This window comes from Pseudomonas sp. F007 (genome assembly GCF_057814275.1).
In genome coordinates, this window is sequence record NZ_JBVATA010000001.1 from 103,985 (window position 1) to 129,180 (window position 25,196).

Genomic DNA, 25,196 nt, shown 5'->3' on the forward strand with positions numbered 1-25,196 from the left:
GCAGCCGGCATCAGGCTTCACGCTCAAACCCAGGCTGCTCCTGCAGCGGCAGGTGCAGGGTAATGCAGGTGCCACGGGCCTGAATGCCGTCGGACACGCTGATCCGCCCGCCATGGGCGCCCACCATGCCTTGGCAGATCGCCAGCCCCAGGCCAGTGCCCTGACCGCCCCGATCGCCTCGAGCCGCAGTGTAGAACATGTCGAATATCTTGTTCCGTTCGTCTTCGGGAATCCCCGGCCCTTCATCGCTGACCGAGAAAAACACCTCGCTGCCGCTGACCCCGGCACTCACTTGCAAGCGACCGTGGGCGGGGGAAAAGCGTGCGGCGTTTTCCAGCACATTGACCAGGGCCTGCTCGATCAACGCGGCATGGACGTACAACAGCGGCAACTCGGCCGGCACCTCGGTGATCACCTGCAACGGCGCCAGCACCGCACGCAGCCGATTGAGCGAGCTGCCGACAATATCGGCCGGCGCCACCCAGTCGCGCGCGAGCTTCAGCGCACCGTGCCCCAGGCGCGTCATGTCGAGCAGGTTCTGGATGTAGCGATCCAGTCGCTCGGCTTCATCGCGCGTCCCCTCGAGCAACTCACGACGGTCTTCCAGCGGGATCGCCTCGCCCAGGGCCAGCAGGCTGTCGATGCTGCCGCGCATGGAGGTCAGCGGCGTGCGCAGGTCGTGGGACACCGAGGCCAGCAAGGCGCTGCGCAACTGCTCGGTCTCGCCATGCAGGCGCGCCGCCTCCAGATCCTCGGCCAGTTGCGCCCGAGCCAATGCCTGCGCCAGCGGCTGGCTAAGCGCAGTCAGCAGGCGCCGGCGCTGTGCGCTGAACGGCTGGCCCGCCTTGGGGCAGACACCGAGCAGCGCCAGTGGACCGTCATCCACCGACAGCGGCCACCACCACCAACGGCCGAACGGCAAGGTCCCGGTGCCCATGCCTGCGGGCTGGTCGTGCTGCCAGGCCCAGTCGGCCGCGGCGCGCTCGGCTTCATTGAACTGCAGCGGGCCACCGGTCTCGACCTTCCAACCGCCCTGCCCGTCACGGTTGACCAGGCACAGTTGCAGGTCGCTCCAACCCAGCAGGTGCTGCGCCGCGGCACTGACCACCGCCTGGCGGTCGGTGGCGGCGGTGAGCTTGCGTGACAGATCCAGCAGTTCGCTGGTTTCTTCCTGGGTATCGCGCAGGGCCTGCAATTGCCGCCGCTGACGCGCAGCAAGATTGCCGGTGAGCGCCGCCATCAGCAGGAAAAACAGCAGGGTCAGCACATCCTCTTCGCGCTGGATCGCGAAGGAAAAATTCGGCGGGATGAACAGAAAGTCGTAGGTCAGGAACGACAATGCCGCACACAGCAGCGCCGGTCCGAGACTGCTGCGCACCGCCACCAACAGCACGGCGGCAAGGAACACCAGCGAAATGTTCGGCAGCGGCAATAGACTCGACACAGCCCAGGCCAGGGCGCTGGCCAGCCCTGTCGCCACCGGGGCCAGCGCGTAATCGAACCACACCAGCGCCTGCGCCGGACGCTGGCGCGGCTGATGCGGTTGCTCATCACTGTCGAGCACGTTGATTTCCAGACCGCGAGCGTCACGCAATAGGCGCGCGGCCAGTCCCCCACCAAACAGCCGACGCCGCAGACGTTGCCGGGACTGCCCCACCAGCACCAGGCTGGCACGACGTTCGGCAGCGTGCTGGATCAAGGTTTTTGCCACCTCACCGGCCCGCAGCAACACCACCTCGCCGCCCAGGCGTTCGGCCAGTTGCTGGGCACTTTGCAGGCGCAGCCGCGATTGCTCGTCACGCACCGCGCCGTCGTCGACATGCACCAGGCTCCAGGGTAAATGCCGGCGCTGCGCAACCCGGCTCGCATGTCGCACCAGACGCTCGGCCTGGGCATCACCATCGATCCCCACCAGCAAGCGCCCGCGCACCGCCGGCGCTGCCTGCCCCAACTGCCGATAGCCGCGGCTGAGATCGTCGTCGACCTGTGCCGCCGCGGTTTGCATCGCCAGCTCACGCAGCGCCGTCAGATTGGTCTGGGTGAAAAACGCATCGATCGCCGCCCGCGCCTGCTCGGGCACATACACCTTGCCATCGCGCAGACGCTCCAGCAGTTCGCGCGGCGGCAAGTCGATCAGCAGCAGTTCATAGGCTTCCTGCAGCACCCAGTCAGGCAGGGTTTCGCGCACCTGCACGCCGGTGATGCCGCGCACCTGATCGTTGAGGCTCTCCAGGTGCTGCACGTTGACCGTGGTGTAGACATCGATCCCGGCCGCCAGCAGCTCCTGGATGTCCTGCCAGCGTTTGGCGTGCCGACTGCCAGGGGCGTTGCTGTGGGCCAGTTCATCGACCAGCACCAGTTTCGGCTTGGCCAGGAGCAGGCCATCGAGGTCCATTTCCTCAAGCATCACGCCGCGATATTCACTACGCAGCAGTGGCTGTTGCGGCAGGCCTGCGAGCAGCGCCTCGGTTTCCGCGCGGCCATGGCTTTCGACCACGCCGGCAAGCACCGTCACCCCTTGGCGCAACTGGCTGTGGGCGGCCTGCAGCATGGCGTAGGTCTTGCCCACGCCGGGTGCAGCGCCCAGGAACACCTTGAGCCGGCCGCGACCTGCGCGGGGTAAATCTGCCAGCAATGCATCGGCGCGGCCGGAATCACTCATCGGGTGTTCTCTTCGTTCGAGTTAACGGATTCATCAACGATTACAGCCTTTCCAGGGCCCTGTTCAATTCCAGCACATTCACCACCGGCGGGCCTATCAGGGGCCGCTCGACATGGGCTTCAAGCAGCTGCTGCAGGGTCGCCTGCGAGAGGTGGCGAGCGCTTGCAACCCGGGCCAGTTGATAGGCAATCGCCTCAGGTGGCAAGTGCGGATCCAGGCCGCTGCCGGAAGTCGTCAGCAAGGCCAGCGGCACCGGCCCCTGCCCCGCGACCTGCTGTTGATTGGCCGCCTCGATCACTCGCGTGGCCAACGCCGGGTTGCTCGGCGCCAGGTTGCTGGCGCTGCTGGAAACGGTAGCAAACGCCCCCGCTGACGGCCGTGGATGGAACCAGGCATCACCGACGAAATCCTGGGCAATCAGGGTCGAGCCGCGCACCTTGCCGTCAGCATCGCGCACCAGGCTGCCATTGGCCTGATCCGGGAACGCCACCTGGGCGATCCCGGTCACCAGCAACGGATAGGCGACACCGGTGATCAGGGTCATCAGCAGCAACAGGCTCAAGGCCGGGCGAATCATTGTGGACATGTCTGAATCCTCGAATCGGTTTGATCGCCGCGCACCCGGCGCGGCGGGCAGCGGTTACACTAGGTGCAGTGCCGTCAACAACAGGTCGATCAATTTGATCCCGGCGAACGGCACGACAATGCCGCCGACACCGTAGATCAGCAGGTTGCGGCGCAGCAGATGGGCCGCACTCGCGGCTTGCACGCGCACACCACGCAGGGCCAATGGAATCAGGGCGACGATGATCAGCGCGTTGAACACGATGGCCGAGACAATCGCGCTTTGCGGACTGCTCAGGTGCATGATGTTGAGCACGCCGAGCTGTGGATAAATCGAGGCAAACAGCGCCGGCAGGATCGCAAAGTACTTGGCCACATCGTTGGCGATGGAAAAGGTGGTCAGCGCCCCGCGGGTCACCAACAGTTCCTTGCCGACCTGCACCACGTCCAGCAGCTTGGTCGGATCGCTGTCGAGGTCGACCATGTTCGCCGCCTCCCGCGCCGCCTGGGTGCCATCGTTCATCGCCATACCGACATCCGCCTGGGCCAGGGCCGGCGCATCGTTGGCACCGTCGCCGCACATGGCGACCAGGCGGCCGTCATTCTGCTCGTGCCGGATACGTGCGAGTTTTTTCTCCGGCGTGGCTTCGGCCAACACATCATCGACCCCGGCTTCGGCAGCAATCGCCGCTGCCGTCAGTGGGTTGTCGCCGGTGACCATGACGGTACGAATCCCCAGCTTGCGCAACTCGGCGAAGCGCTCGCGAATCCCCGGCTTGACCACGTCCTTGAGATGAATCGCGCCCAACAGCCTGCCATCGACGCACACCAGTAACGGCGTACCACCGCTTTGGGCGATGCGCTCGATTTCCCGCGACATCGCCGGTTGCAGGTCGCTGCGGTTCTGCCCGACAAAGGCCAGCAACGAATCCACGGCGCCCTTGCGATACACGCGCCCCTGATAGTCCACGCCGGACAAGCGGGTTTCCGCACTGAAGGGCACAACGGTCAGGGCGTCGGCGCGCGGTTCAGCCTGTGGATAAAGGCCGCGCAGGTAGTCGACGATCGACTTGCCTTCGGCGGTGTCATCGGCCAGTGAAGCGAACAATGCCCCCTCGGCCAGCTCCTGGACACCGACGCCGGGTGCGGCATGGATGGCCGAGCAGCGCCGGTTGCCAAAGGTGATGGTGCCGGTCTTGTCCAGCAACAGCACGTGCACGTCGCCCGCCGCCTCCACCGCGCGCCCGGACTTGGCGATCACGTTGAGCCGCACCAGGCGGTCCATGCCGGCAATGCCGATCGCCGACAACAGCCCGCCAATGGTGGTCGGGATCAGCGTCACCAACAGCGCCACGAGGAACACCAGCGGCAGGTTGCCATTGGCGAAATGGGCGAACGGCTGCAAGGTCACGACCACCACCAGGAAAATCATGCTCAAGCCGATCAGCAGGATATCCAGCGCGACTTCGTTGGGGGTTTTCTGACGCTTGGCGCCTTCGACCAGGGCGATCATCCGGTCGAGGGTCGACTCGCCCGGGTTGGCGGTGATGCGTACCAGCAACCAGTCGGACACCAGCCGCGTGTTGCCGGTGACGGCCGAGCGATCGCCCCCGGATTCACGAATCACCGGCGCCGATTCCCCGGTAATCGCCGCTTCGTTGACGGCGGCGATACCCTCGATGACTTCACCGTCCCCCGGGATCATTTCCCCGGCTTCGACCCGTACCACATCACCTTTGCGCAGACTGGCGGCGGGCACCATCTGAAAGCTGCCATCGGCCTGTTTGCGCCGGGCACCGAGCCCTTCGCTCCCGGCCTTGAGACTGTCGGCCCGAGCCTTGCCCCGGCCTTCAGCCAAGGCCTCGGCAAAGTTGGCGAACAACACGGTGAACCACAGCCACAGGGCAATTTGCACAGCGACCAGAGTCGGCACCGCCGTGTCCGGAATCAGGCACAACAGGGTGGTGAGGATCGCCGTCAGCTCGACCACCAGCATCACCGGCGAGCGCTTCAACTGCCGCGGATCCAGCTTGACGAAGGCTTGCACCAGCGCCGGCCGCCAGAGGGCCGAGATCGCGGTTTTCGCTTGCTCCGGCGCCTTGGCGACGGAGGTAGGGGTTGCGGGCATGTTCATCATCCAGCTCCAGGAAAAGAGGCTCAGAAGCCCAGGCTCAAGTGTTCAGCGATAGGACCCAACGCCAGGCTGGGCAGGAAGGTCAGGCCGCCCACCAGCAAAATGGTCACGGTCAACAGCGTCACAAACAGCGGACCATGGGTCGGGAAACTGTTCTGGCCAATCGGTGCAGTCTTTTTCATCGCCAGGCTGCCAGCCAGTGCCAGCACCGGAAGGATGTAGCCGAAGCGGCCGATCAACATGCCGAGGCCGAGCATCAGGTTGTGAAACGGTGTATTGGCGCTCAGCCCGCCGAAGGCCGAACCGTTGTTGGCGCTGGCCGAGGTGTAGGCGTAGAGCAACTGACTGAAGCCGTGAGGGCCGGGGTTGCTGATAGTGGCTGCCGGACCTGGCAGGCTGGTCGCCAACGCGCCCAGCACCAGCACACCCAGCGGCATCACGAGAAGTGTCGCCACCAACAGTTGGACTTCCCTGGCCTGCAACTTCTTGCCCAGATATTCGGGAGTGCGGCCGATCATCAAGCCGGCGAGGAACACCGCGATCAGCACATTGAGCAACATGCCGTAGAGGCCTGCTCCGACCCCGCCGAAAATCACCTCGCCGACCATTATGTTGACCAGTGCCACCATGCCGCTCAACGGATTGAGGCTATCGTGCATGCCGTTGACCGAGCCGTTGGAAGCCGCGGTGGTGGTCACCGACCAAAGCACCGTGCCTGTGGTGCCGAAGCGCGCTTCCTTGCCTTCCAGCGGCGCCGCCTGCTCGACCGCGGCGTTGTTCAACAGCGGGTTGGGCTGGTACTCGGCCCACAACGACACGCCACCGCCGATCAGAAACAGCGCCAGCATGCAGGCGAGGATTGCCCGGCTCTGGCGCAGATCCTTGACGTAGTGGCCGAAGGTAAACACCAGCGCCACCGGGATCAGAATGATCGATGCCAGTTCGAACAGATTGCTCCAGGCCGTGGGGTTCTCGAACGGGTGCGCCGAGTTGACGCCGAAGAAGCCACCGCCGTTGGTCCCCAATTGCTTGATCGCGATCTGACTGGCGGCCGGCCCCAGGGGGATGACCTGGTCAACGCCCTGCATCGTCAGTGCATTTACATAGTGAGCGAAGGTCTGCGGTACGCCCTGCCAGACCAGGAACAGCGCCAGCACCAGGCACAATGGCAGCAAGCCATAGAGCGTGGCACGGGTCATGTCGACCCAGAAATTACCCAGGGTCTGCGCCGACTTGCGCCCGATCCCACGGCACAGCGCAACCAGTACGGCGAGGCCGGTGGCGGCGCTGACGAAGTTCTGCACCGTCAGCCCCACCACCTGACTCAAGTAGCTGAGGCTGGCCTCACCGCTGTAGGACTGCCAGTTGGTGTTGGTCATGAAACTGACGGCCGTGTTGAACGCCTGGGTCCACTCTTGCGCCGGCAGGTTCTGCGGGTTGAGCGGCAGGTGGTCCTGAAACAACAGAATCAAGAACAGCAGCACAAAACCCGCGAGGTTGAAGGCGAGCAAGGCCAGGGTGTACTTCTGCCAACTCTGTTCCGTCTGCGGATCGACACCCGCCAGACGATAACAACCCCGCTCGACCGGCCCGAGCAGCGGCGACAACCAGGTACGCTGGCCCTCCATCACCTTGTAATAGAAACGCCCCAAAAACGGTGCAGGGATCAACACCAGAGCGAAGAAGGCAAGAATCAGCCAATAGTCATAACTGTGCATAGCCGCCCCTAACCCCGATCTGCGCGCAACAACGCGATCAACAGATAAATGAACAGTCCCACTGCCAACAGCAGGGACACCCCGTCCAGAATGCTCATGGAATTTCTCCGTCGTACGGCGACTGCCGCGTGTGGAGGAATTTTCCGTAGTCAGGGTGTAAAAGAGCGAGACCGAGGGGATGGATGCGGCATAAAGAAAGTGTAAAGAATGACTATCGTGCCGGATTGAAACACCCTGGAAATGGGTGATCCGGGTATAACAGGCCTAGAATGGAACCACGAAGATTTATTGCGACTCAAAGTGGATATGCATGGCGTTGGCGCGCAATCGTTCGCCCCGACCCTGCCCTTAAGGAGAGCCCTATGCCTTGGTATGCCTGGTTGATTCTGGTCGTTGCAATCGGATCGATAGTGGGTGGTTTGATGATGTTGCGCGACACCGCCAACAAGGTCGAACTGACCGATGAGCAACGTAAACGCGTGGCGGAGCGTAATGCGGAAATGGATGCCAAGGACGCCCAGGACCGTTGAATGGCGAACGCGCCAACTGCGAACTCAGGTCATTGACTTCGATATCGCAGCTGGCGCAGTACAACTTGGTTGCATCTGCATGGCTTTTGCAAATAAAAGTACAATCACCATTCAATTTACCTTGGTTAAACTGGCGCATTGTCGTGGAGATTATTGATGCGCTACTCGCAAGACCATAAAGCCCAGACCCATCAGCGCATCATCAAGGAAGCTGCAGCACGCTTTCGTCGCGATGGAATTGGCGCCACTGGTTTACAGCCCTTGATGAAAGCACTGGGGCTGACCCACGGCGGGTTCTACTCGCACTTCAAGTCCAAGGATGAACTGGTCGAAAAGGCCCTGCAGGAAGCCGGCGCACAGGTGGATGGTTTGTGCGCACAGATCTTCGCAGAGGAGCAACCGCTCTGGGCGTTCATTGAAACCTACCTGTCCCAATGGCATGTCACTTCACCCCACGAAGGCTGTCCGTTGCTGACCATTTCTTCGGAGCTGGGCTTGCGCGGCCAACCCAGCCCAACAACCGATGCCGTGCTCCAGGCTCGACTGGATCAAATCGAACACAACCTGGAAGGCGAGCACGCTGGCGACCAGAGCATCGTCATCATGTCGACGCTGGTCGGAGCATTGTTGTTGTCACGCAGCGTCGAGGACCCGCAGCTGGCCCAGCGCATCCTCGACGTGAACCGTGAACACCTGAAAAAACAGACCGAGTAAAACCCTACCTGAGGTAGCGAGCGGCGGGGGTATCCCTGAAGAGATTCGGGCCCAACAACACCGCACAAAAAAGGCCGATCAATGATCGGCCCCTGGCGCTAGCGTCGATGACTCAGTTGACGACCAGCTTCTCGCGGTTTCTCTCCAGAATTGCCTTACCGATGCCGTTGACCTCCAACAACTCGTCCACCGAACTGAACGCCCCATTACTCTCGCGGTACGCAACAATCGCCCTGGCTTTTGTCTCACCGACGCCTGCCAGCTCACGCTGCATGGTGACCGCATCCGCCTTGTTGAGATCGATCTTTTCCATCATCGTCGATGACGAAGGCTGCACAACGGCAGCAGGCGCGGCAGGTTCATTTTTTGCCGCGGGTGCAGCGGTGGCGGCAACAGAGAGGCTGGTCAGTACAGCGAGAACCAGAGAACGGAAGTAGCTATTGAGCATAAGTGACACTCCATGACCTAGTGGGAAGAAGCAGCTTTTCCGAAGCTGCCTCACAAACTTAGGTCATGGGCGGAATCTGTCAAAAACCGGTCCGTTGCAGAGTGTGTAACAATCAGGGCTCGAGACGACGCTGCTGATAGATCCAGTCGACGATTTCGCCGTCGGGGGCGTAGCCGCTGACGGTTTCGCGCAAAAGCTGGCGGACTCGCGCGTAGTCATCATGTTCGACAGCGCTCAGCAGCTCGCTCAACTTGACCTTGAGCACATCCCAGCTCAAATGATCTTCGTTGGCGGTCATGATCATCGGATGCTGGGTCGGGGCGACGTTGTCGCCGATCAGTAGCTCCTCGTAGAGCTTCTCGCCGGGGCGAAGACCCGAGAACTCTATCGAAATATCACCATGGGGGTTCTTGTCCGAACGTACGCTCAGGCCCGACAGGTGAATCATCTTTTCCGCCAATTCGACGATCTTCACCGGCTCGCCCATATCAAGCACGAACACGTCGCCGCCCTGCCCCATCGAACCTGCCTGGATCACCAGTTGCGCGGCCTCCGGGATAGTCATGAAGTAACGGGTAATTTTCGGGTGCGTGACGGTCAATGGGCCGCCTGACTTGATCTGCTTGTGGAAGAGCGGAATGACCGAGCCCGAGGATCCCAGCACATTGCCGAAGCGCACCATGGTGAACCGGGTCTTGTTAACGCGCGACACATTGGTCTTGTCGCCGAACATCACTGGCGCCTGTTCACGGCTCAAGGCCTGCAGGGTCAACTCAGCCAGACGCTTGGTACTGCCCATCACATTGGTCGGGCGCACCGCCTTGTCGGTTGAAATCAATACGAAGTTCGCGACCCCTGCTTGAAGTGCGGCCTGGGCGGTATTGAGTGTGCCGATGACATTATTCAGCACACCTTCGGCAATATTGTGCTCGACCATCGGCACATGCTTGTAGGCCGCCGCGTGATAGACCGTATCGACGTGCCAGGTTTTCATGACGTCCAGGAGTTTGTCCTGGTTGCGCACTGATCCCAGGATGGGCAACAGGCGAACGGACAGTGATTCGCGGGCTATGCGTTGTTCAAGCTCCGACAAAATGCAATAGAGGTTGAATTCGCTGTGTTCGAACAACAACAGTGTGGTCGGCTGCAACGCCAGTATCTGCCGGCACAGCTCCGAACCGATAGAGCCTCCTGCCCCGGTTACCAGGACCGATTGATCCTTGATGCAATGCTCGAGCAAATCGCCTTGTGCGGGAACAGCGTCACGCCCCAGCAAATCGGCAATGTCGACTTCTTGAATATCATCGACCTTGACTCGACCGCTGGCCAAATCCATGAAGCCCGGGACACTGCGAACGTGAAGTGGAAAACTTTCCAGAAAACCCAGGATTTCTCGGCGGCGGCCGCGGTTTGATGAGGGAATTGCCAACAGTATTTCTTGAGCGCCAGTGCGATCAATCATTCGCTGGATGTGCTTCGGCTTGTAAACCTGCAGCCCGGAAATGATTCGGTCGGCAATGCTTTTGTCATCATCAATGAATGCTACAGGACGCATGGCACGCCCCATTCTCAATGCAGCTACCAACTGATTGCCAGCCGCGCCAGCACCATAGATAGCGACACGTGGCAGACCATCGTCCCGGCTCGTGAATGGGACATGTTGGGCAGCAGAAAACCAGTCACCGAGGAAGTACTGACGCATTGCCAAGCGCAGGCCGCCCACCAGAATCAGGCTTAGCCACCAGTAATTGAAAATGATCGAGCGTGGTACGACATTCTGATGGTTGCTATACCAATACACCACAATGCCCAAAATCAGTGATGAAAGGCTTACGGCCTTGATGATCGCGATAAGCGCATCATTACCAAAATAACGCATGACGGCGCGGTACATGCCGAAGCGAATAAACAGTGGAATAGCGACAATGGGTGCCGCAATGAACAACCAGAAATGCTGAGTCAAAGGGTTGCTCATTTCATCGATGCCCAATCGCACCGCAAATGCCATCCACAACGCCAGCCAGACTAGGAGGCAGTCCGTGATGACTTGCAGCGTGCGTTTCTGGCGACGCGGCAGATTTAACAAGTACGCCCTAACAGTATCCATAACCCTATTTCGCACCCCTGCAGCTCCCAGCACTCAATCCTGTAAATCCAGGCATTCAGACATTAAAACACCTGAACAGCTGCTTGCCCCATGATCGGACAAACGTATTTCAACTTACCTTTTCCAGCTCTCCGGCATGAAACCTGATGGCCAGCAAAATAAGAGGCACATAAGCCAAAATAAGCCCTGACAAACCATCAAAACCGTACACGCCCACGCTTACTGCAATCGGCAGCAGCCAGACCAAGTTGATGAAGATCACTGCCAGCGTGACGGGCAAATGGCGACCGACCTGACGCGAGGCAAATTGATACGCATGACTGCGATGCGCCTCGTAGACTTTATCGCCGCGAATCAATCGACGCATCAAGGTAAATGTCGCATCAACGATAAAGACGCCCAAAAGGATCAGCCAGACCCACAGCAATGCCGATAACTCCCAGGCAGCCTGAACAGAGAACACACCCAACGCAATACCCAGAAAGCCACTCCCGGCATCCCCCATGAAAATACGTGCAGGGGGGAAGTTCCAGTACAGGAAACCAAGGACAGCCATCGCAAGAATCAGCGGCCCCCATGCGAAAGCTGGCACGCCGTTGAGCCAATAAATCAAACCGGCGCCGAGGCATGCACACAGCGCTTCCACGCTGGCAATTCCGTCAATGCCATCCATGAAGTTGTAGAGATTGAGCATCCAGACCAGATAAATGGCCGCAAGAATGTGCCCGAACCAATACAGATCCAGGCTCAAACCGAACATGACGATCGGAGGCAACCCCCCCATCCAGGCCAGCGACCATATGGCAGCCGCAAAATGCCCCAGTAAGCGCCAGCGAGCAGCAATGTGTCCGTGGTCATCCATAAAGCCGATGACAGCAACCATAGCCCCTGCGCCACCGACGGCGATCAGTTGCGACCATGGGACCAAGTCAAAGGCACCGAGAAACGGAAGGGATACGAGAAAGGCAATAACGATTGCCACGCCCCCACCACGAGGCGTTGGGATGGAATGAGAACTGCGCGCATTGGGAATATCGATAATACTTCGACTCAAGGCATAGCGGCGCAACACGGCCGTCAACACCAGGGACAGTACGGCAACAGCCAGTATCAACCACAAGTAACTCATTATTCTTGATGTTCCTTAAAGTGTAACGCCGTGGCCATCAATGCCTCGTCGACGCTGATCGGGGGCGTCCATCCCAGAAGCGTACGCGTCTTTGTAATGTCGACCTGGAGCGATCCGCAGAGTCGTTGGGAAAGCGCTTTTTTCCCCAGAAACGTCGCTCCTGATTCAAGTATCCAACTAGGAACCGGGATCAGCCTTGCCGGTTTTTGAAGCGCTCTAGCCATCTTGCTCAGCAAAGCAGTCGTGGACAAATCATTGCCATCGCTGACCAGGAAGGTTTGGTTGGCCGCTGCCGGGTGGGTGATACATGTCAACAACAGGTCGACTAGATTATCCAGTGCAACCAGGCTTCGGCGGTTGTGAATCGCTCCGAAAGGCAAGGGGATGCCCTTGCTAAGCCAGCGCATCATGTTCAGGAAGTTGGCTTTGACGGCTGGCCCATAAACCAACACGGGACGGACGATTACAACTTCCATTGCGGTTCGTGCTGCCAGTTCTCGAAGTCCATGCTCTGCCTCCATCTTCGAGATGCCGTAAGGGTCCGCTGGAGCAGGAACGTCATCGGCGGTATAGGCCGTACCTGGTTTTGTCCCTTCCCCATTGACCTTGATCGAGCTGACGAAAATGAATCGCCGCACACCGGATGCGGCCGCCTGCCTGGCGAGATTCAACGTACCTTCCACATTGACTTTGCGAAACGCCGCCAACGGATCTGACTCGACATCATTCATGACGTGCACTCGGGCCGCCGAATGAATGACTACATCGGCATTATCGAGGTTGTCATGCCACTGGGTATCACCGTCGAAACTACCAATGCGTATCTCCGAAACAGCCGACGCCTGAAGGGAGGACTCGCCACGAACAACCGCGATCACCGGGTACTTCTGTTCGCGCTGCAAACGATCAAGGATGGCTCCGCCGACAAAGCCTGTCGCGCCTGTCAAAACAATATGGTTGCGCATCAGTGGCTGACCTTTCTTAAAGTGGCTTTCTGGAAAAGCTCCTCCAGTCGGGCCAAGAGACGGGATTTTGAATAGTGCTTCAAGTAGTACTCCCGCCCGGACTCCCCCATGACTTGCAATTGCATCGCCTCTGTATTCGCCAGGGACAAAGTGATTCTTGCGAGTCCCTGCGCATCACCGGAAGCACAGGTGAAACCGGCACCGGACTCGTCGATCACTCTTGCCGCCTCGCCGTTAATCATCCCGAGAAGCGGTCTACCGGAAGCCAGATACGCCTGTACTTTTCCAGGTATGGTTTTTTCAAATACGTCGTTGGTCTTCAGGGATACCAGCAACGCATCCGCCTGTGCGAACAACCCGGGCATCTCCTCCAGTGGATGCCGCCCGAGTAACAACACGTTGTCGAGTCCTCGGGACTGGACCTGCTGGTTAAGCCACTCACTCATACGCCCGTCGCCAACAATGACCCAGCGCACTGCTACCTTCCCAACCAACTGTTCAGCTGCATCGAGTACGGCAGGCAGATCCTGAGCCTCGCCAAGATTACCGGCGAAGACGACGGTAAAGACGTTATCGTCAGCGGCGAGCAAGGTAGAATCTGGGGTTTGTGCAGCTGAAAAATCGTCCTCGGCCCAGCTAGGAAAATACACCAAGCGTTCAGGTGCTATGTCTTTAGTGCAGTACGTTTTCACGTTCTCGAAAAAACCGTGGGATTGCATAAGCAGATAGTCGGTTCGATTGTAGATCCAAGACACCATCTTGCCGACCAGCGACAACAATTTTGGATTCTTGAGAACGCCTACTGCTCGCAATGTTTCAGGCCATAGGTCGAGCACCCAGACAAAGACGGGGGCTCTTTTCAACCGCCCCAACACCAACGCCGGGATAGCCGCCATGATTGGCGAAACTGCGTAGACGAAGACGGCGTCGAACTCTTTTCCCCGCAATTTGTAGGCGCCTATAGCCGAAGCACTGGTAAAAAAACTGAAGTAATTCAGCATCAGGGTAATGCTGCGTTTACCCCGCGTAAGCATCGGCACCCGGACGACGTCGGCCCCAAAGTAATTATTGAAACTCTCTGGCGCCGCTTCAAACTCCGAGAACACTTTGCCCTCGGGATAGTTAGGTACACCTGTCAATACCGTAACGGAATGTCCCTTCTCGGTAAAATCTCGAACCAAATCGTTGATACGCATATTTTCCGGCCAAAAATACTGCGTAACTACCAGCACCCTCAGTTTTTTTCCAGGCATGAGCACAACTCGAATTTAGTAGCGTTTCCAGACGACCCGATTCACATAATCAGTATAACTATGGACAATACGCGCTACTTTTTCAGAGACGTTGGGCATGCTGTAGTCTTCAACCAAACGCAATGTTCGCTCAATTCCGCTGCTTTGGGTTTCCAGAATCATTAGCCCCTGCAAAATACGCTCAACCTCGAGTCCAACCATCATCACTGCGGCTTCTTCCATGCCTTCTGGACGTTCGTGCGCTTCGCGAATATTCAGCGCAGGGAAGTTGAGGATCGACGACTCTTCACTGATCGTGCCACTGTCGGAAAGCACCGCCTTGGACGCCAGTTGTAACTTGTTATAGTCCTTAAAGCCCAATGGTTTGAGCAGTCTTACGTTCTTGTCGAATACCACTCCCATTGCATCGAATCGCTTCTGGCTGCGCGGGTGGGTTGAAACAATAACAGGATAGCCAAAGGTGCTGGCTACCGTATTCAGGGCGTCGACGAGTTTCAAGAGATTCTTGTCAGAGTCAATATTCTCTTCGCGGTGTGCGCTGACGACAAAAAACTTGCCCGGCTCTAGGCCCAATCGGGACAACACATCCGAGGCTTCGATACCATCACGGTAATGATTCAAAACTTCGAACATCGGACTGCCCGTTTTGATCACTCGGTCTGGCGACAAGCCTTCCTTGAGCAAATATTCCCGCGCAATAGTGCTGTAGGTCAGATTGATGTCTGCGGTGTGATCGACGATCCTGCGGTTGATTTCTTCTGGAACTCGCATATCGAAGCATCGATTGCCGGCTTCCATATGGAACGTAGGAATCTTGCGTCGCTTGGCAGGAATCACCGCCATGCAACTGTTGGTATCGCCCAACACCAGCAAGGCTTCAGGCTCGATCGAAGCCAACACACGGTCTACTGCAATGATCACATTGCCGATGGTTTCCGCACCGTTGCTACCCGCTGCGTTGAGAAAGTGATCCGGTTTGCGAACACCAAGATCCTGAAAGAATATCTCATTCAGTTCGTAGTCGTAGTTCTGACCAGTGTGAACCAGGACATGGTCACAATGTTTGTCCAACGCAGTGATAACGCGCGACAAGCGAATAATTTCTGGACGGGTGCCGACAACAGTGACTATCTTCAACTTTTTCATTGCAATGCTCTTTCCTAATGCCATCAGGCGTGGGTGCCTACAGGCATAGTGTAGGTATCTGGGAGTTCACGATCGAAAATCTCGTTTGCCCACAACATGACAACCATTTCACTGTCGCCCACGTTGGTAATGTCGTGGCTCCAGCCGGGCACCGTCTCTACGATTGTTGGCGTGTCGCCATCGGTGAACAACTCATGGTACTCACCAGAGGTAATGTGCCGGAAGCGGAAGCAGGCCTTGCCCCTGATAACCAGAAATTTTTCTGTCTTGGTGTGATGGTAATGTCCGCCCCGAGTAATACCCGGGTGCGCAGTAAAATAAGAAAACTGACCCGAGTCCCTGGTTTTCAGCATCTCCACGAAAACGCCTCGAGCATCTCCATGCTTGGGAACTTCATACGTAAAGTCGGCAGGCGGCAGATAGCTGAGGTAGGTTGAATACAACGCACGGACCAGGCCGGTCCCGACCCGCTCGGAGACCATCGATTGCCGACTCTCCTTGAAGGCGTACAACTGCGACGAAAGCTCACCTACTGAAATTGAGTAAACCGGCTCGACGACGACGAAGGGATCGCCAGATCGCCCGCCGTCCATGACGGAGATGAATGCAGTGATGACATCATCGATATAGACGAGTGAAATCTTCGCATTGGCGTCGTTAATGCTGATGGGCAAGCCGTTAACAATATTATTGCAAAACGTTGCTACCGCCGAATTGTAATTCGGACGCGCCCACTTACCGAAAACGTTTGGCAGTCGGAACAAATGTACATCGCTGCCGAACTGTGCGGAAAGCTGTATCAGAGCTTCCTCTGCGCCACGCTTACTCATTCCATATGCGTTGTCCAACTCAGCTTGAATTGACGACGTATAGAGCACAGGAATTTTACGAGCACTCGCCACCACCGCCGCACACAACGTCTGGGTCAAATCAGCATTACCCGACTTAAAGTCTTCGACATTTTGCGGACGATTGACGCCGGCCAAGTGAAAAATGAAGTCCACTTCGGATACAAGTGGTTGCAAAGTGGCGATATCATCTTCGCGACAAAACTGCAGCACCTCTATGTCTTTTCGCTCTTGCAGATGAGCGACAAGATTTTTACCAACAAATCCATTGGCACCGGTGACAAGGACTTTCATTGCTTATTCCTCAGGGACTGCGTGCTCGCCACGCTGAATGGCATGCATGAAATCCAACTTGAGAAGCAACGTTTTCATGCCGTCGACATCTAAGCGCTGAGTATTATGTGAGTTGTAATCTTGCATGGTCGAAATTTTTTCTTCGCCTTGCTCGACAAACTTGCTGTAGTTCAAGTCCCGCAGATCTGGCGGAATACGGAAGTAATCGCCCATGTCCTCTGCACAAGCCATTTCCTCTCGACTCAAGAGCGCCTCATAGAGTTTCTCGCCATGTCGCGTGCCAATAACCTGAATCGGGTGCACTGGCTGCCCCATCATGGAAGTCAACGCCTGTGCAAGTACTTCGACTGTCGCAGCGGGAGCTTTCTGGACAAAAAGATCGCCGTTGTTTCCATGTTCGAAAGCATAAAGAACCAGATCTACGGCATCGGCTAGGGTCATCATGAAGCGGGTCATGTTCGGATCCGTGATCGAAAGCGCCTGACCTGCGCGAATCTGTTCAATAAACAACGGGATGACTGACCCACGAGATGCCATGACATTGCCATAACGCGTACCGCAAATCACCGTTCTTGTTTCATCAACGTTACGGGATTTTGCGACCATGACCTTTTCCATCATGGCCTTGGAAATGCCCATCGCGTTGATCGGATAAACAGCCTTGTCAGTACTGAGACAAACAACTCGCTTGACGCCATTCTGAATCGCCGCTTCGAGTACGTTTTCAGTTCCCAGGACATTGGTCTTAACCGCTTCCATAGGGTGGAACTCACACGAAGGTACTTGCTTGAGCGCCGCCGCGTGAAAAATATAGTCGATACCACGCGTCGCGTTCAGTATGCTTTGATAATCACGTACATCGCCAATGTAGAACTTGAGCTTCGAATTCGCGTAGCGCTTACGCATATCATCTTGCTTTTTTTCATCACGACTAAAAATACGAATTTCGGCAATATCAGAATCAAGGAAGCGCTTCAGCACGGCGTTACCGAAAGAACCCGTTCCGCCGGTGATCAACAGCTTCTTACCGCTAAAAATAGTCAATTATTCTTCTCCATAAAATCTATGATTTTTCGCCCGACGGCCGTGCTGGACTTATTTTCCAAGACCCAAATTTTAGCACAGGCGGCCTTTTCCAACAAAAAATGCTGATCTACGGCAAAAAAGGTTCTCAGCGCATTGCTGACCCCCTCTACCGAAGCGTCATCAATTACGTTTAAAAACTGATAATACTCATCAGGAACCCCAGTAAGACGGGTTGTCAAAACCGGAACCCCACTCACAAGATATTCAAGTAACTTGGACGGAAACGAGTAACGGGTATACCTCTGATCAGGATTTCGAGTGAGTGCAAGACATGATGCTTCACCTTGAATACGCTCGACATCGGAGACACTCAGGAAACCGAGGTACTTTACGGACGGATATCTTACCGAAACATCTTTAACGTAGGATTCAAGCTCACCACGCCCGCACAACCACAGCTCACAATCGACTCCCGACTTAATAAACCCCTCTACCAATTCGACTATTCCATACGCCCTATTGAGACCACCAGCGTAAAAAATGTATTTCTTATTTTCATCGGGGGGTGATACCGGAGTAACCAGATTTTCTCCAGAGCTAGCGATTCCCTCAAGCACTAAATAAGGCTTGCCGATCCAGGTAGCGTTATCATCTACCATGTGCCGACTGATTACAAAAACGCCTGAAGATGCTGAGACCAGAAAATCAATAATACAGGCATCAATTTTTTTTAGCGCTCGTAGTAGAGCAGATCTGTTCATCCCCATATCCATGTATGACGGCAGATCCGGTATGTAGACAAAAAAGGGGACATTGTAGAGCTTGCTAAAAACATAGGCTGCCAATAGGTTCGGCGTGTGGGCCGCATAAACACAGACCGCATCAAGCCCAGCCTTCTTTTGAGTGACCAATCCAAAAAACGAGCCGAACAAACGAACGAATACCTTTAGCAGTGGTAAATTGATCAGTGGTTTTATGACACCCGTGGCGCCGACATCATCAATGAAAGAACCACCAGGAAAGACAATTCTTTTGTTGCGCGGGTAAGTCGAAACAGCAATGCTGGCGACAGTAGCAACCTTTGCCCCACCGATACGCAAAGCATCTAGAAAACGTTTCTCGAGTTTGAAAGCTGCTACCTGCGGAAACGCGTCGCCTTTCGAATATCGCTCAAAATAATCATCACCGACATAAAAACCCAACAATGCTACTTTCTTGATCATATCCAAATTCTCGATACAGCTTGCGCGACTTCTTACGCTACGCGCCACCTTAACAATGATAGTTCAATCTAGGGCGAGTCGGACCAAACCTTTTTGAGCCGCCGCCCTCGATCATCTCAGGCACGAAACGCTAAAGATCTCCTATCAATGTTTACTCGCCTCGCGACTTAGGCCCAACGCGCAGAACAATCCAGCGCCAGAATTTGAACATCAATAGCATTAACAGCACCCAGAATACGCCGTGATCGTAGAATATCGGCCCCTCACCAGGTAACTGCGAGAAGTGGTAGCCTACTATGCCGCCTGTAATCGCCAGCGCGCCAGCACTTGAGGCGGCATGCAGCGGCAGGGAGGCAAACAACCCCAGTACCACTGACGCACATACCAAAGCAAACAACGCGATTGGCCAACCGCCCAGAGCATAGCCTGAAATATGAACCGCAGCAGGTGCTGTACCACGACCATTAAAACTATCATTGAACATCCGAGTATATATAAACGTACTTGGTCGACAAGCAACCCCCACTCTCGCTGCTGCTAAAACACTGCCGCAGACCTGACCTTCTTTTGTGAACACCTGGTAATAATAGGGATAGATGATTGCCATCCGGTTCACTACGTTAAACATCAACATTGGAGCATTGTAAGCTGCTGCAGCACCGACATTAGCAACTCCGCCAAGGACGTCGGAACCCTCGCCCCGCAGCATCTCGCGTTCATTGCCTTGCAAAGGATTAGAAGTGGAATCAAGCGCCTCAAGGCGCTCCAAAGGCGCCTGAGCAACACTAACTCCTTGCTCTGGCGCGGGTACTAGTCGAAACACAAATGCAGATACCATAAAGTACATACTGATAAGTAGCACACCACCGACGACAGTTTTCAGGTAAGCATAGCGTTTAGCGTATACGAAAACCGCAAGCACCAAGCCTGCATAAAAAATCAAAATTGGCCATTTCATGTTCAGCATCATCAGAAATGCCGACATAAAAATTGCACTCCCTATTGTTGCAGCAATCCAGAATCGCCCCCCGACCATCATCCAGCGGACTAGAGAATAAATAGACAGGAAGTGCAGCAGCGACATCAACACCACCAATGGAAGAAACCCCAACCGGTTCCTGATTTGAAATCTAGCCTCTACTGATGAAACCGAGTCCGCTCCGGATAAAAATAACGAAAATGCATCAACCCTGAACAGTGAGTACAGCACAAAAATGTAAAAAACTGCCGTCACCGCAGCGTATTCAAACTTTGAAAATTCCGGAATAAAATCAGCTTGCTTCTGCAAAAAACCGGCACAACACTTACGAACCAACATCACGATCGGAGGGGTCACGAGAAAGGGCAAAAACAACAACAACCAAAAACCTGGAGTAAATAACGTTTCGAATGCTAGGATCGCTGACGTATAACCGTTCTTTTCCAGCTGCAGGCGACCAAATGGCAACCAATAAATGATATTCCCCAACACAACCGTCACGAGGTATGCGCAAAGGAAAATGAGAGGGGCCAGATTTCGAGATATCCAGAACCTGAACTTATCAAGGAAAACCATTTCCAATACATCCTACTCAGAATCAGCTAATGAATATCATCCGTACAAGACAGGAGGACGGGGATCCAGCGACGTCGGGGCAGTCATCACACCGTGGCTTTCATGAATTCACTCCATCTGACACCCTTCCACAGGGTAATTAATGACACCACTGTAAACCCGAGCATCCAAATGACTGACTTTTCCCACCAGACCAAAGAGCCAGCGCTTTCAAGCCCGATTGAAAATAAATAACCCGCCGCCAATGCCAGCGCTGAGGCCAATATAGCCCTTCCAAAGCCATGATACAGGTGAAAACGCTTCATTATACTGAGGGTGACCAACGCGAAATACATCGCCTGAGCCAATAGAACGCCAAGCGATACGCCATAAATCCCCCAGTATCGGCCGCCTAACCAGGCAAACAATATGGAAATCAATGCGCAGATAATCGAGAGATAAGCCAATAGTTTCATTTTTCGATGCACCTCAAGACGCTTTTGAAAATAAACAGCAGCGCTATTGAGAAACACACCGATAAAGGCGTACAAAATAACGTCCTTGGGCGCAGCTATCGTCTTCCCCGTTATTTTTTCGAACAAGTCAAACCCGACAAAATACAGCGCACACCAAAGCAAAGAAAATACGACTATTAAAAAACTTGATGAGCTCTCGATTATCCGAATTGCAAACTGCCCCTCCCTAAACCTTTTTATAACGAACGGGTGAACCATCATCAGCAAAGGCATGCTCAGCAATCCGGCCGCCCCTATAAATAGGTCTTTTAACGAAAGATACGCATCACCATGATCAATCTGAAAATAACCAATTGCCAGCCGATCTGCGCCAGCCATAACCAACATACCCAATATCCAGGGCGACAGCGCAGCACCATACTCGTAGATCAGTTTGAAGTTTGATTTAAATAAAGCCCGATCAGCAAATGGATTCGTCACCCCAAGCGAGCGCAGCGTGGCAAACAACATCACAAATGCCGCCACAAAGTACCCAACCGAAAGTGAGAGCAGCGCATACCTGAAATCACGCCCAACAATGTTAAAAACGATTAAAATCAGGCCAATCTGGACAACAGCCTGCAGCAACACCGCTATCAATTGTTGCTTTACTAGAAAACCTGCCTGAGACACAGAGGACAAGAAAAAAAACATTATTTGACTAAAGCACAGCAGCCACACACAGCCAAACACATAGTCTTCTGAAGTAAAGAAAACGGAAGCCATGGCCCCCAATAGAGATGCAACCGGAGCAATGAACAGAATGACAGCAATACAACTTGAAACAAATAAACCTTTATCATCCACGCCTGAATAATAGTAAATAAAAGAATTCCCGACCCAACCAGCACATAATTGAGCGGCAACGAGAGAACAATACACACTAACAGAGTAACTTACGTACTGCCCCTCAGAAAACAACTTAAACAAAAAGAAAATCAGAAATATCCCAGAAAATGCCGGCACCATTTTTACCGGCACGTACAACATGAGCTTTCGAAGAAAAGCATTTATATTCATTTATTTTCGATTAACTCATTTCTGCAATTCGAAAAACACAAACAGCCATGTTTCTTTTAAATTATTACCTAAAGCTCAAAGCCATAAAAATGAAAAAATCTAAAACCCCGAACCCAACGCAACAATTTTTTCGTTTCAAAACTTGCGAAAAGGATCGCATGTTTACGCTCGACAGGCAAGGCGCGACATTTTTGCCAAAAACAAGCACTTGTAGGACTTAACTAAATTTCATGTAGGACCAATCGCACTAGAGGCGCCGAGCCTGCAACGTGCCATCTGGACGCCCAGGCAGACCGCCACGAAAGTTCGCCATCCACACCCTATCTAGCATGCAATCTCATTTAAAAAAATTCTTTACTGAGCTAAGCCAGATGCTTATGCGTGCTTATGCCGCCCACGCAGTAAGCGACGCCTTAACCACGCCATTACAGGACCTATCAGCATGCCTGTCAGCAGCGCAATCGTCACTATTACGGATAAAGGTAATTGCGGAGCAATCCACCCCAGAAACAACAACCTCACCCCTTGCTGATTCTCCAGCACAAAGGCGATAACAGCCAGAACAAGCAGGATCATGCCGAAAACAAGCGCTATTCGACCAACACTACGCATAGTCCACTCCAGATTTATTCCCCCTCAAACCCCCTCCTCCTCATCCTCATTCACCCGATCCCGCAACTCCTTGCCCGGCTTGAAATGCGGCACAAACTTGCCATCGAGGCTGACGGACTGACCCGTCTTCGGGTTGCGTCCTACACGAGGCGCGCGGTAGTGCAGTGAGAAGCTGCCAAAGCCGCGGATCTCGATGCGATCGCCGGTGGCCAGGCATTGGGACATCTGTTCGAGCATAGTCTTGATAGCCAGCTCTACATCCTTGGATGAAAGCAGGCCCTGATGGGTGACAATTCGTTCGATCAACTCCGACTTCGTCATATTTTTCCCTTCTTTTTCAAGCAGCTAGGTCAGCGCTTCAAAGGTTTTAGCATGCCCGACGGTATTTGAACAGCCCATGTATTGACTAATCTGCGGGAGAGGCAGCTCGTTGAACAATTGTAATTTTTCTGACATATGACTCGAATTCCTCCTACACAGGATCACCGACAGATGACCAGCATCGTCCGGGTCAGGTAGCCCGCCGGATTCCAGCCAAAGGGGTAGTCCGCTTCCTCCTCCTTGGCATCGTTCGACCTGACAACCACCTTGTACCCTTGAGCCTTGCACTCCTTGTCTGCACGCTTGTAGCACCTGTCCCAGCCTGACCCTAACCCAGAACAGTCGATTTCGATACCACTGACCCCTCGTACCGCATGAGTCTTCGCGTTCGTGGTACAGCCTGCCAATACCAACACCCCAAGCACGGCTAAGAATCTGTTCATTCACTTCCCTAGACGGGACCACTGGCCCTGTCACCGATGACTTCAGGCTAAGCCTAGCCTAAATAAACGAATGATCTGCTTGAAGAAAAAGACAACGGTACACGGCTTTTGGTTTCACCTGCGTGCCAGGCACTGAATTCCAGGCACAAAAAAGGGCGACCGAAGTCGCCCTTTTTCATGGTCTGACAGAACTTAGTTCTGTTTTTCCATTTGTGCACGCAACAGGTCGCCCAGAGTGGTAGGACCAGCAGCGATGCTGTCCGAGGCTGGCTTGTCGCGCAGGCTCTGGATAGCTTCTTTCTCGTCTTCAACGTCTTTCGACTTGATCGAGAGCTGGATTACGCGGCTCTTGCGGTCAACGCTGATGATCTTGGCTTCTACTTCTTCGCCTTCTTTCAGAACGTTACGTGCATCTTCGATGCGGTCACGGCTGATTTCGGAGGCTTTCAGAGTCGCTTCGATATCGTCGGCCAGAGTGATGATGGCGCCTTTGGCGTCAACTTCTTTCACGATGCCTTTAACGATTGCGCCTTTGTCGTTCTCTTGAACGTACTCGGAGAACGGATCGCTTTCCAGTTGCTTGATACCCAGGGAAATGCGCTCGCGCTCTGGGTCAACCGACAGGATAACGGTGTCCAGCTCGTCGCCCTTCTTGAAACGACGTACGGCTTCTTCGCCCACTTCGTTCCAGGAGATGTCGGACAGGTGAACCAGACCGTCGATGCCACCGTCCAGACCAATGAAGATACCGAAATCGGTGATCGACTTGATGGTGCCGGAGATTTTATCGCCCTTGTTGAACTGGCCAGAGAAATCTTCCCATGGGTTGGATTTGCACTGCTTGATGCCCAGGGAGATACGACGACGCTCTTCGTCGATATCCAGAACCATAACTTCCACTTCGTCGCCGACTTGTACGACTTTCGAAGGGTGGATGTTCTTGTTGGTCCAGTCCATTTCGGAAACGTGTACCAGACCTTCAACGCCTTCTTCCAGCTCAGCGAAGCAGCCGTAGTCAGTCAGGTTGGTTACACGCGCGGTCACGCGAGTGCTTTCTGGGTAACGAGCTTTGATAGCAACCCATGGATCTTCACCCAGTTGCTTCAGGCCCAGGGAAACACGATTGCGCTCGCGATCGTACTTCAGAACCTTGACATCGATCTCGTCGCCAACGTTGACGATTTCCGATGGGTGCTTGATACGCTTCCAAGCCATGTCGGTGATGTGCAGCAGGCCATCGACGCCACCCAGATCGACGAATGCGCCGTAATCGGTGAGGTTCTTGACGATACCTTTGACTTGCTGGCCTTCCTGCAGGGATTCCAGCAGAGCTTCACGCTCAGCGGAGTTCTCGGCTTCGAGGACGCTACGACGGGAAACGACAACGTTGTTGCGTTTCTGGTCGAGTTTGATGACCTTGAATTCCAGCTCTTTGCCTTCCAGGTGCGTGGTGTCGCGCACAGGACGGACGTCAACCAGGGAACCTGGCAGGAACGCACGGATGCCGTTAACGTCGACAGTGAAGCCGCCTTTAACCTTACCGTTGATAACGCCCTTGACCACTTCCTCAGCTGCGAAGGCTGCTTCCAGAACGATCCAGCATTCAGCGCGCTTGGCTTTTTCACGGGACAGCTTGGTTTCACCGAAACCGTCTTCAACCGAGTCCAGAGCAACGTGAACTTCGTCACCGACGTTGATGTTCAGTTCGCCAGCGTCGTTGTAGAACTGCTCCAGCGGGATCAGTGCTTCGGACTTCAGGCCAGCGTGAACGGTTACCCAGCGAGCTTGGTAATCGATATCAACGATAACACCGGTGATGATGGAGCCTGCCTGAAGGTTCAGGGTCTTTAGGCTTTCTTCAAAGAGTTCCGCAAAGCTTTCGCTCATTTTAATTCCTGTTGATAAGGGCGAAAAATACGCCCATCTCCACATCCCAGACGATGTGGGTCAGTTTCATTTAAAAGAAGCACCGCAGGACTATGACTGGTCC

At 55.0% G+C, this 25,196-nt stretch carries 22 protein-coding genes; 2 read left to right on the top strand and 20 right to left on the bottom strand.

The annotated features are described in order from the left end of the window. Positions 1 to 10: 10 nt before the first annotated feature. Genes ACZYR5_RS00575 through kdpF form a run of 5 tightly spaced genes read right to left on the bottom strand, consistent with a single transcriptional unit; the run spans position 11 to position 7,176 of the window. On the bottom strand, positions 11 to 2,662 hold the full coding sequence (locus tag ACZYR5_RS00575) for a DUF4118 domain-containing protein (protein ID WP_489088363.1): 2,652 nt from the start codon (positions 2,660 to 2,662) through the stop codon (positions 11 to 13). A gap of 40 nt (positions 2,663 to 2,702) precedes the next feature. Then, positions 2,703 to 3,248, bottom strand: a complete 546-nt coding sequence (gene kdpC, locus ACZYR5_RS00580; protein ID WP_489088362.1) for a potassium-transporting ATPase subunit KdpC — start codon at positions 3,246 to 3,248, stop codon at positions 2,703 to 2,705. 54 nt (positions 3,249 to 3,302) lie between these two features. After that, positions 3,303 to 5,360 (bottom strand): potassium-transporting ATPase subunit KdpB, encoded by a 2,058-nt coding sequence (gene kdpB / locus ACZYR5_RS00585; protein WP_489088361.1) that lies wholly within the window; start codon positions 5,358 to 5,360, stop codon positions 3,303 to 3,305. 23 nt (positions 5,361 to 5,383) lie between these two features. Beyond that, a complete protein-coding gene (gene kdpA, locus ACZYR5_RS00590; RefSeq protein WP_489088360.1) occupies positions 5,384 to 7,078 on the bottom strand; it encodes a potassium-transporting ATPase subunit KdpA in 1,695 nt (564 codons plus the stop codon). Between the two features lie 8 nt (positions 7,079 to 7,086). After that, a complete protein-coding gene (gene kdpF, locus ACZYR5_RS00595) occupies positions 7,087 to 7,176 on the bottom strand; it encodes a K(+)-transporting ATPase subunit F (protein ID WP_489088359.1) in 90 nt (29 codons plus the stop codon). 264 nt (positions 7,177 to 7,440) lie between these two features. Between kdpF and ACZYR5_RS00600 the strand changes: the two genes are divergently transcribed. Both ACZYR5_RS00600 and ACZYR5_RS00605 read left to right on the top strand, forming a co-directional pair. Beyond that, positions 7,441 to 7,608, top strand: coding sequence for a DUF2897 family protein (locus ACZYR5_RS00600; RefSeq protein ID WP_071554261.1), 168 nt, complete (start codon positions 7,441 to 7,443; stop codon positions 7,606 to 7,608). A gap of 156 nt (positions 7,609 to 7,764) precedes the next feature. Further along, positions 7,765 to 8,322: a TetR/AcrR family transcriptional regulator gene (locus ACZYR5_RS00605; RefSeq protein WP_489088358.1), complete on the top strand. Its 558-nt coding sequence runs from the start codon at positions 7,765 to 7,767 to the stop codon at positions 8,320 to 8,322. 112 nt (positions 8,323 to 8,434) lie between these two features. On the opposite strand, the gene ACZYR5_RS00610 is transcribed toward ACZYR5_RS00605, so the two are convergent. From ACZYR5_RS00610 to rpsA, 15 genes are all read right to left on the bottom strand, one after another. Next, positions 8,435 to 8,770, bottom strand: coding sequence for a ComEA family DNA-binding protein (locus ACZYR5_RS00610; RefSeq protein WP_489088357.1), 336 nt, complete (start codon positions 8,768 to 8,770; stop codon positions 8,435 to 8,437). Positions 8,771 to 8,882: 112 nt separating this feature from the next. Beyond that, positions 8,883 to 10,877: a polysaccharide biosynthesis protein gene (locus tag ACZYR5_RS00615; RefSeq protein ID WP_489088356.1), complete on the bottom strand. Its 1,995-nt coding sequence runs from the start codon at positions 10,875 to 10,877 to the stop codon at positions 8,883 to 8,885. A 109-nt stretch (positions 10,878 to 10,986) separates the two neighbouring features. After that, positions 10,987 to 12,006, bottom strand: coding sequence for an MraY family glycosyltransferase (locus tag ACZYR5_RS00620; protein ID WP_489088355.1), 1,020 nt, complete (start codon positions 12,004 to 12,006; stop codon positions 10,987 to 10,989). Then, positions 12,006 to 12,971 carry a UDP-glucose 4-epimerase family protein gene (locus ACZYR5_RS00625; RefSeq protein ID WP_489088354.1) on the bottom strand — a complete coding sequence of 322 codons (966 nt, stop codon included), beginning with the start codon at positions 12,969 to 12,971 and terminating at the stop codon, positions 12,006 to 12,008. The genes ACZYR5_RS00620 and ACZYR5_RS00625 overlap by 1 nt, the downstream gene beginning before the upstream one ends. Beyond that, entirely contained in the window at positions 12,971 to 14,224 is a 1,254-nt protein-coding gene (locus ACZYR5_RS00630) for a glycosyltransferase family 4 protein (RefSeq protein ID WP_489088353.1), read from the bottom strand. Before ACZYR5_RS00630 ends, ACZYR5_RS00625 begins: the two co-directional genes overlap by 1 nt. Positions 14,225 to 14,239: 15 nt before the next feature. Continuing rightward, positions 14,240 to 15,370: a non-hydrolyzing UDP-N-acetylglucosamine 2-epimerase gene (gene wecB / locus ACZYR5_RS00635; protein WP_489088352.1), complete on the bottom strand. Its 1,131-nt coding sequence runs from the start codon at positions 15,368 to 15,370 to the stop codon at positions 14,240 to 14,242. 23 nt (positions 15,371 to 15,393) lie between these two features. Then, entirely contained in the window at positions 15,394 to 16,512 is a 1,119-nt protein-coding gene (gene wbjC / locus ACZYR5_RS00640; RefSeq protein ID WP_489088351.1) for a UDP-2-acetamido-2,6-beta-L-arabino-hexul-4-ose reductase, read from the bottom strand. A 3-nt stretch (positions 16,513 to 16,515) separates the two neighbouring features. Continuing rightward, positions 16,516 to 17,550 (bottom strand): polysaccharide biosynthesis protein, encoded by a 1,035-nt coding sequence (locus ACZYR5_RS00645; protein WP_489088485.1) that lies wholly within the window; start codon positions 17,548 to 17,550, stop codon positions 16,516 to 16,518. Between the two features lie 2 nt (positions 17,551 to 17,552). Continuing rightward, positions 17,553 to 18,761 carry a glycosyltransferase gene (locus ACZYR5_RS00650; protein ID WP_489088350.1) on the bottom strand — a complete coding sequence of 403 codons (1,209 nt, stop codon included), beginning with the start codon at positions 18,759 to 18,761 and terminating at the stop codon, positions 17,553 to 17,555. Positions 18,762 to 18,912: 151 nt separating this feature from the next. Next, a complete protein-coding gene (locus ACZYR5_RS00655) occupies positions 18,913 to 20,316 on the bottom strand; it encodes a hypothetical protein (RefSeq protein ID WP_489088349.1) in 1,404 nt (467 codons plus the stop codon). Positions 20,317 to 20,402: 86 nt separating this feature from the next. Continuing rightward, positions 20,403 to 21,830 carry a lipopolysaccharide biosynthesis protein gene (locus ACZYR5_RS00660; RefSeq protein ID WP_489088348.1) on the bottom strand — a complete coding sequence of 476 codons (1,428 nt, stop codon included), beginning with the start codon at positions 21,828 to 21,830 and terminating at the stop codon, positions 20,403 to 20,405. 375 nt (positions 21,831 to 22,205) lie between these two features. Then, on the bottom strand, positions 22,206 to 22,442 hold the full coding sequence (locus ACZYR5_RS00665; protein ID WP_489088347.1) for a lipopolysaccharide assembly protein LapA domain-containing protein: 237 nt from the start codon (positions 22,440 to 22,442) through the stop codon (positions 22,206 to 22,208). Positions 22,443 to 22,466: 24 nt separating this feature from the next. Further along, positions 22,467 to 22,763, bottom strand: coding sequence for an integration host factor subunit beta (ihfB, locus tag ACZYR5_RS00670; protein ID WP_003218804.1), 297 nt, complete (start codon positions 22,761 to 22,763; stop codon positions 22,467 to 22,469). Positions 22,764 to 22,924: 161 nt separating this feature from the next. Next, complete coding sequence (locus tag ACZYR5_RS00675; protein ID WP_489088346.1) at positions 22,925 to 23,206, bottom strand: hypothetical protein; 282 nt, start codon at positions 23,204 to 23,206, stop codon at positions 22,925 to 22,927. Between the two features lie 192 nt (positions 23,207 to 23,398). Further along, a complete protein-coding gene (gene rpsA / locus ACZYR5_RS00680) occupies positions 23,399 to 25,093 on the bottom strand; it encodes a 30S ribosomal protein S1 (RefSeq protein WP_027620104.1) in 1,695 nt (564 codons plus the stop codon). Positions 25,094 to 25,196: the final 103 nt, after the last annotated feature.

Bases quoted from the DNA above. Each gene is read 5' to 3' on its own strand.
- wecB (WP_489088352.1), bottom strand. From the start codon at position 15,370: ATGAAAAAGTTGAAGATAGTCACTGTTGTCGGCACCCGTCCAGAAATT.
- kdpB (WP_489088361.1), bottom strand. From the start codon at position 5,360: ATGAACATGCCCGCAACCCCTACCTCCGTCGCCAAGGCGCCGGAGCAA.
- ACZYR5_RS00625 (WP_489088354.1), bottom strand. From the start codon at position 12,971: ATGCGCAACCATATTGTTTTGACAGGCGCGACAGGCTTTGTCGGCGGA.
- kdpA (WP_489088360.1), bottom strand. From the start codon at position 7,078: ATGCACAGTTATGACTATTGGCTGATTCTTGCCTTCTTCGCTCTGGTG.
- ihfB (WP_003218804.1), bottom strand. From the start codon at position 22,763: ATGACGAAGTCGGAGTTGATCGAACGAATTGTCACCCATCAGGGCCTG.
- ACZYR5_RS00665 (WP_489088347.1), bottom strand. From the start codon at position 22,442: ATGCGTAGTGTTGGTCGAATAGCGCTTGTTTTCGGCATGATCCTGCTT.
- ACZYR5_RS00605 (WP_489088358.1), top strand. From the start codon at position 7,765: ATGCGCTACTCGCAAGACCATAAAGCCCAGACCCATCAGCGCATCATC.
- ACZYR5_RS00615 (WP_489088356.1), bottom strand. From the start codon at position 10,877: ATGGATACTGTTAGGGCGTACTTGTTAAATCTGCCGCGTCGCCAGAAA.
- ACZYR5_RS00575 (WP_489088363.1), bottom strand. From the start codon at position 2,662: ATGAGTGATTCCGGCCGCGCCGATGCATTGCTGGCAGATTTACCCCGC.
- ACZYR5_RS00675 (WP_489088346.1), bottom strand. From the start codon at position 23,206: ATGAACAGATTCTTAGCCGTGCTTGGGGTGTTGGTATTGGCAGGCTGT.
- ACZYR5_RS00610 (WP_489088357.1), bottom strand. From the start codon at position 8,770: ATGCTCAATAGCTACTTCCGTTCTCTGGTTCTCGCTGTACTGACCAGC.
- ACZYR5_RS00600 (WP_071554261.1), top strand. From the start codon at position 7,441: ATGCCTTGGTATGCCTGGTTGATTCTGGTCGTTGCAATCGGATCGATA.
- ACZYR5_RS00620 (WP_489088355.1), bottom strand. From the start codon at position 12,006: ATGAGTTACTTGTGGTTGATACTGGCTGTTGCCGTACTGTCCCTGGTG.
- wbjC (WP_489088351.1), bottom strand. From the start codon at position 16,512: ATGAAAGTCCTTGTCACCGGTGCCAATGGATTTGTTGGTAAAAATCTT.
- rpsA (WP_027620104.1), bottom strand. From the start codon at position 25,093: ATGAGCGAAAGCTTTGCGGAACTCTTTGAAGAAAGCCTAAAGACCCTG.
- kdpF (WP_489088359.1), bottom strand. From the start codon at position 7,176: ATGAGCATTCTGGACGGGGTGTCCCTGCTGTTGGCAGTGGGACTGTTC.
- ACZYR5_RS00630 (WP_489088353.1), bottom strand. From the start codon at position 14,224: ATGCCTGGAAAAAAACTGAGGGTGCTGGTAGTTACGCAGTATTTTTGG.
- ACZYR5_RS00655 (WP_489088349.1), bottom strand. From the start codon at position 20,316: ATGGTTTTCCTTGATAAGTTCAGGTTCTGGATATCTCGAAATCTGGCC.
- kdpC (WP_489088362.1), bottom strand. From the start codon at position 3,248: ATGTCCACAATGATTCGCCCGGCCTTGAGCCTGTTGCTGCTGATGACC.
- ACZYR5_RS00660 (WP_489088348.1), bottom strand. From the start codon at position 21,830: ATGAATATAAATGCTTTTCTTCGAAAGCTCATGTTGTACGTGCCGGTA.
- ACZYR5_RS00650 (WP_489088350.1), bottom strand. From the start codon at position 18,761: ATGATCAAGAAAGTAGCATTGTTGGGTTTTTATGTCGGTGATGATTAT.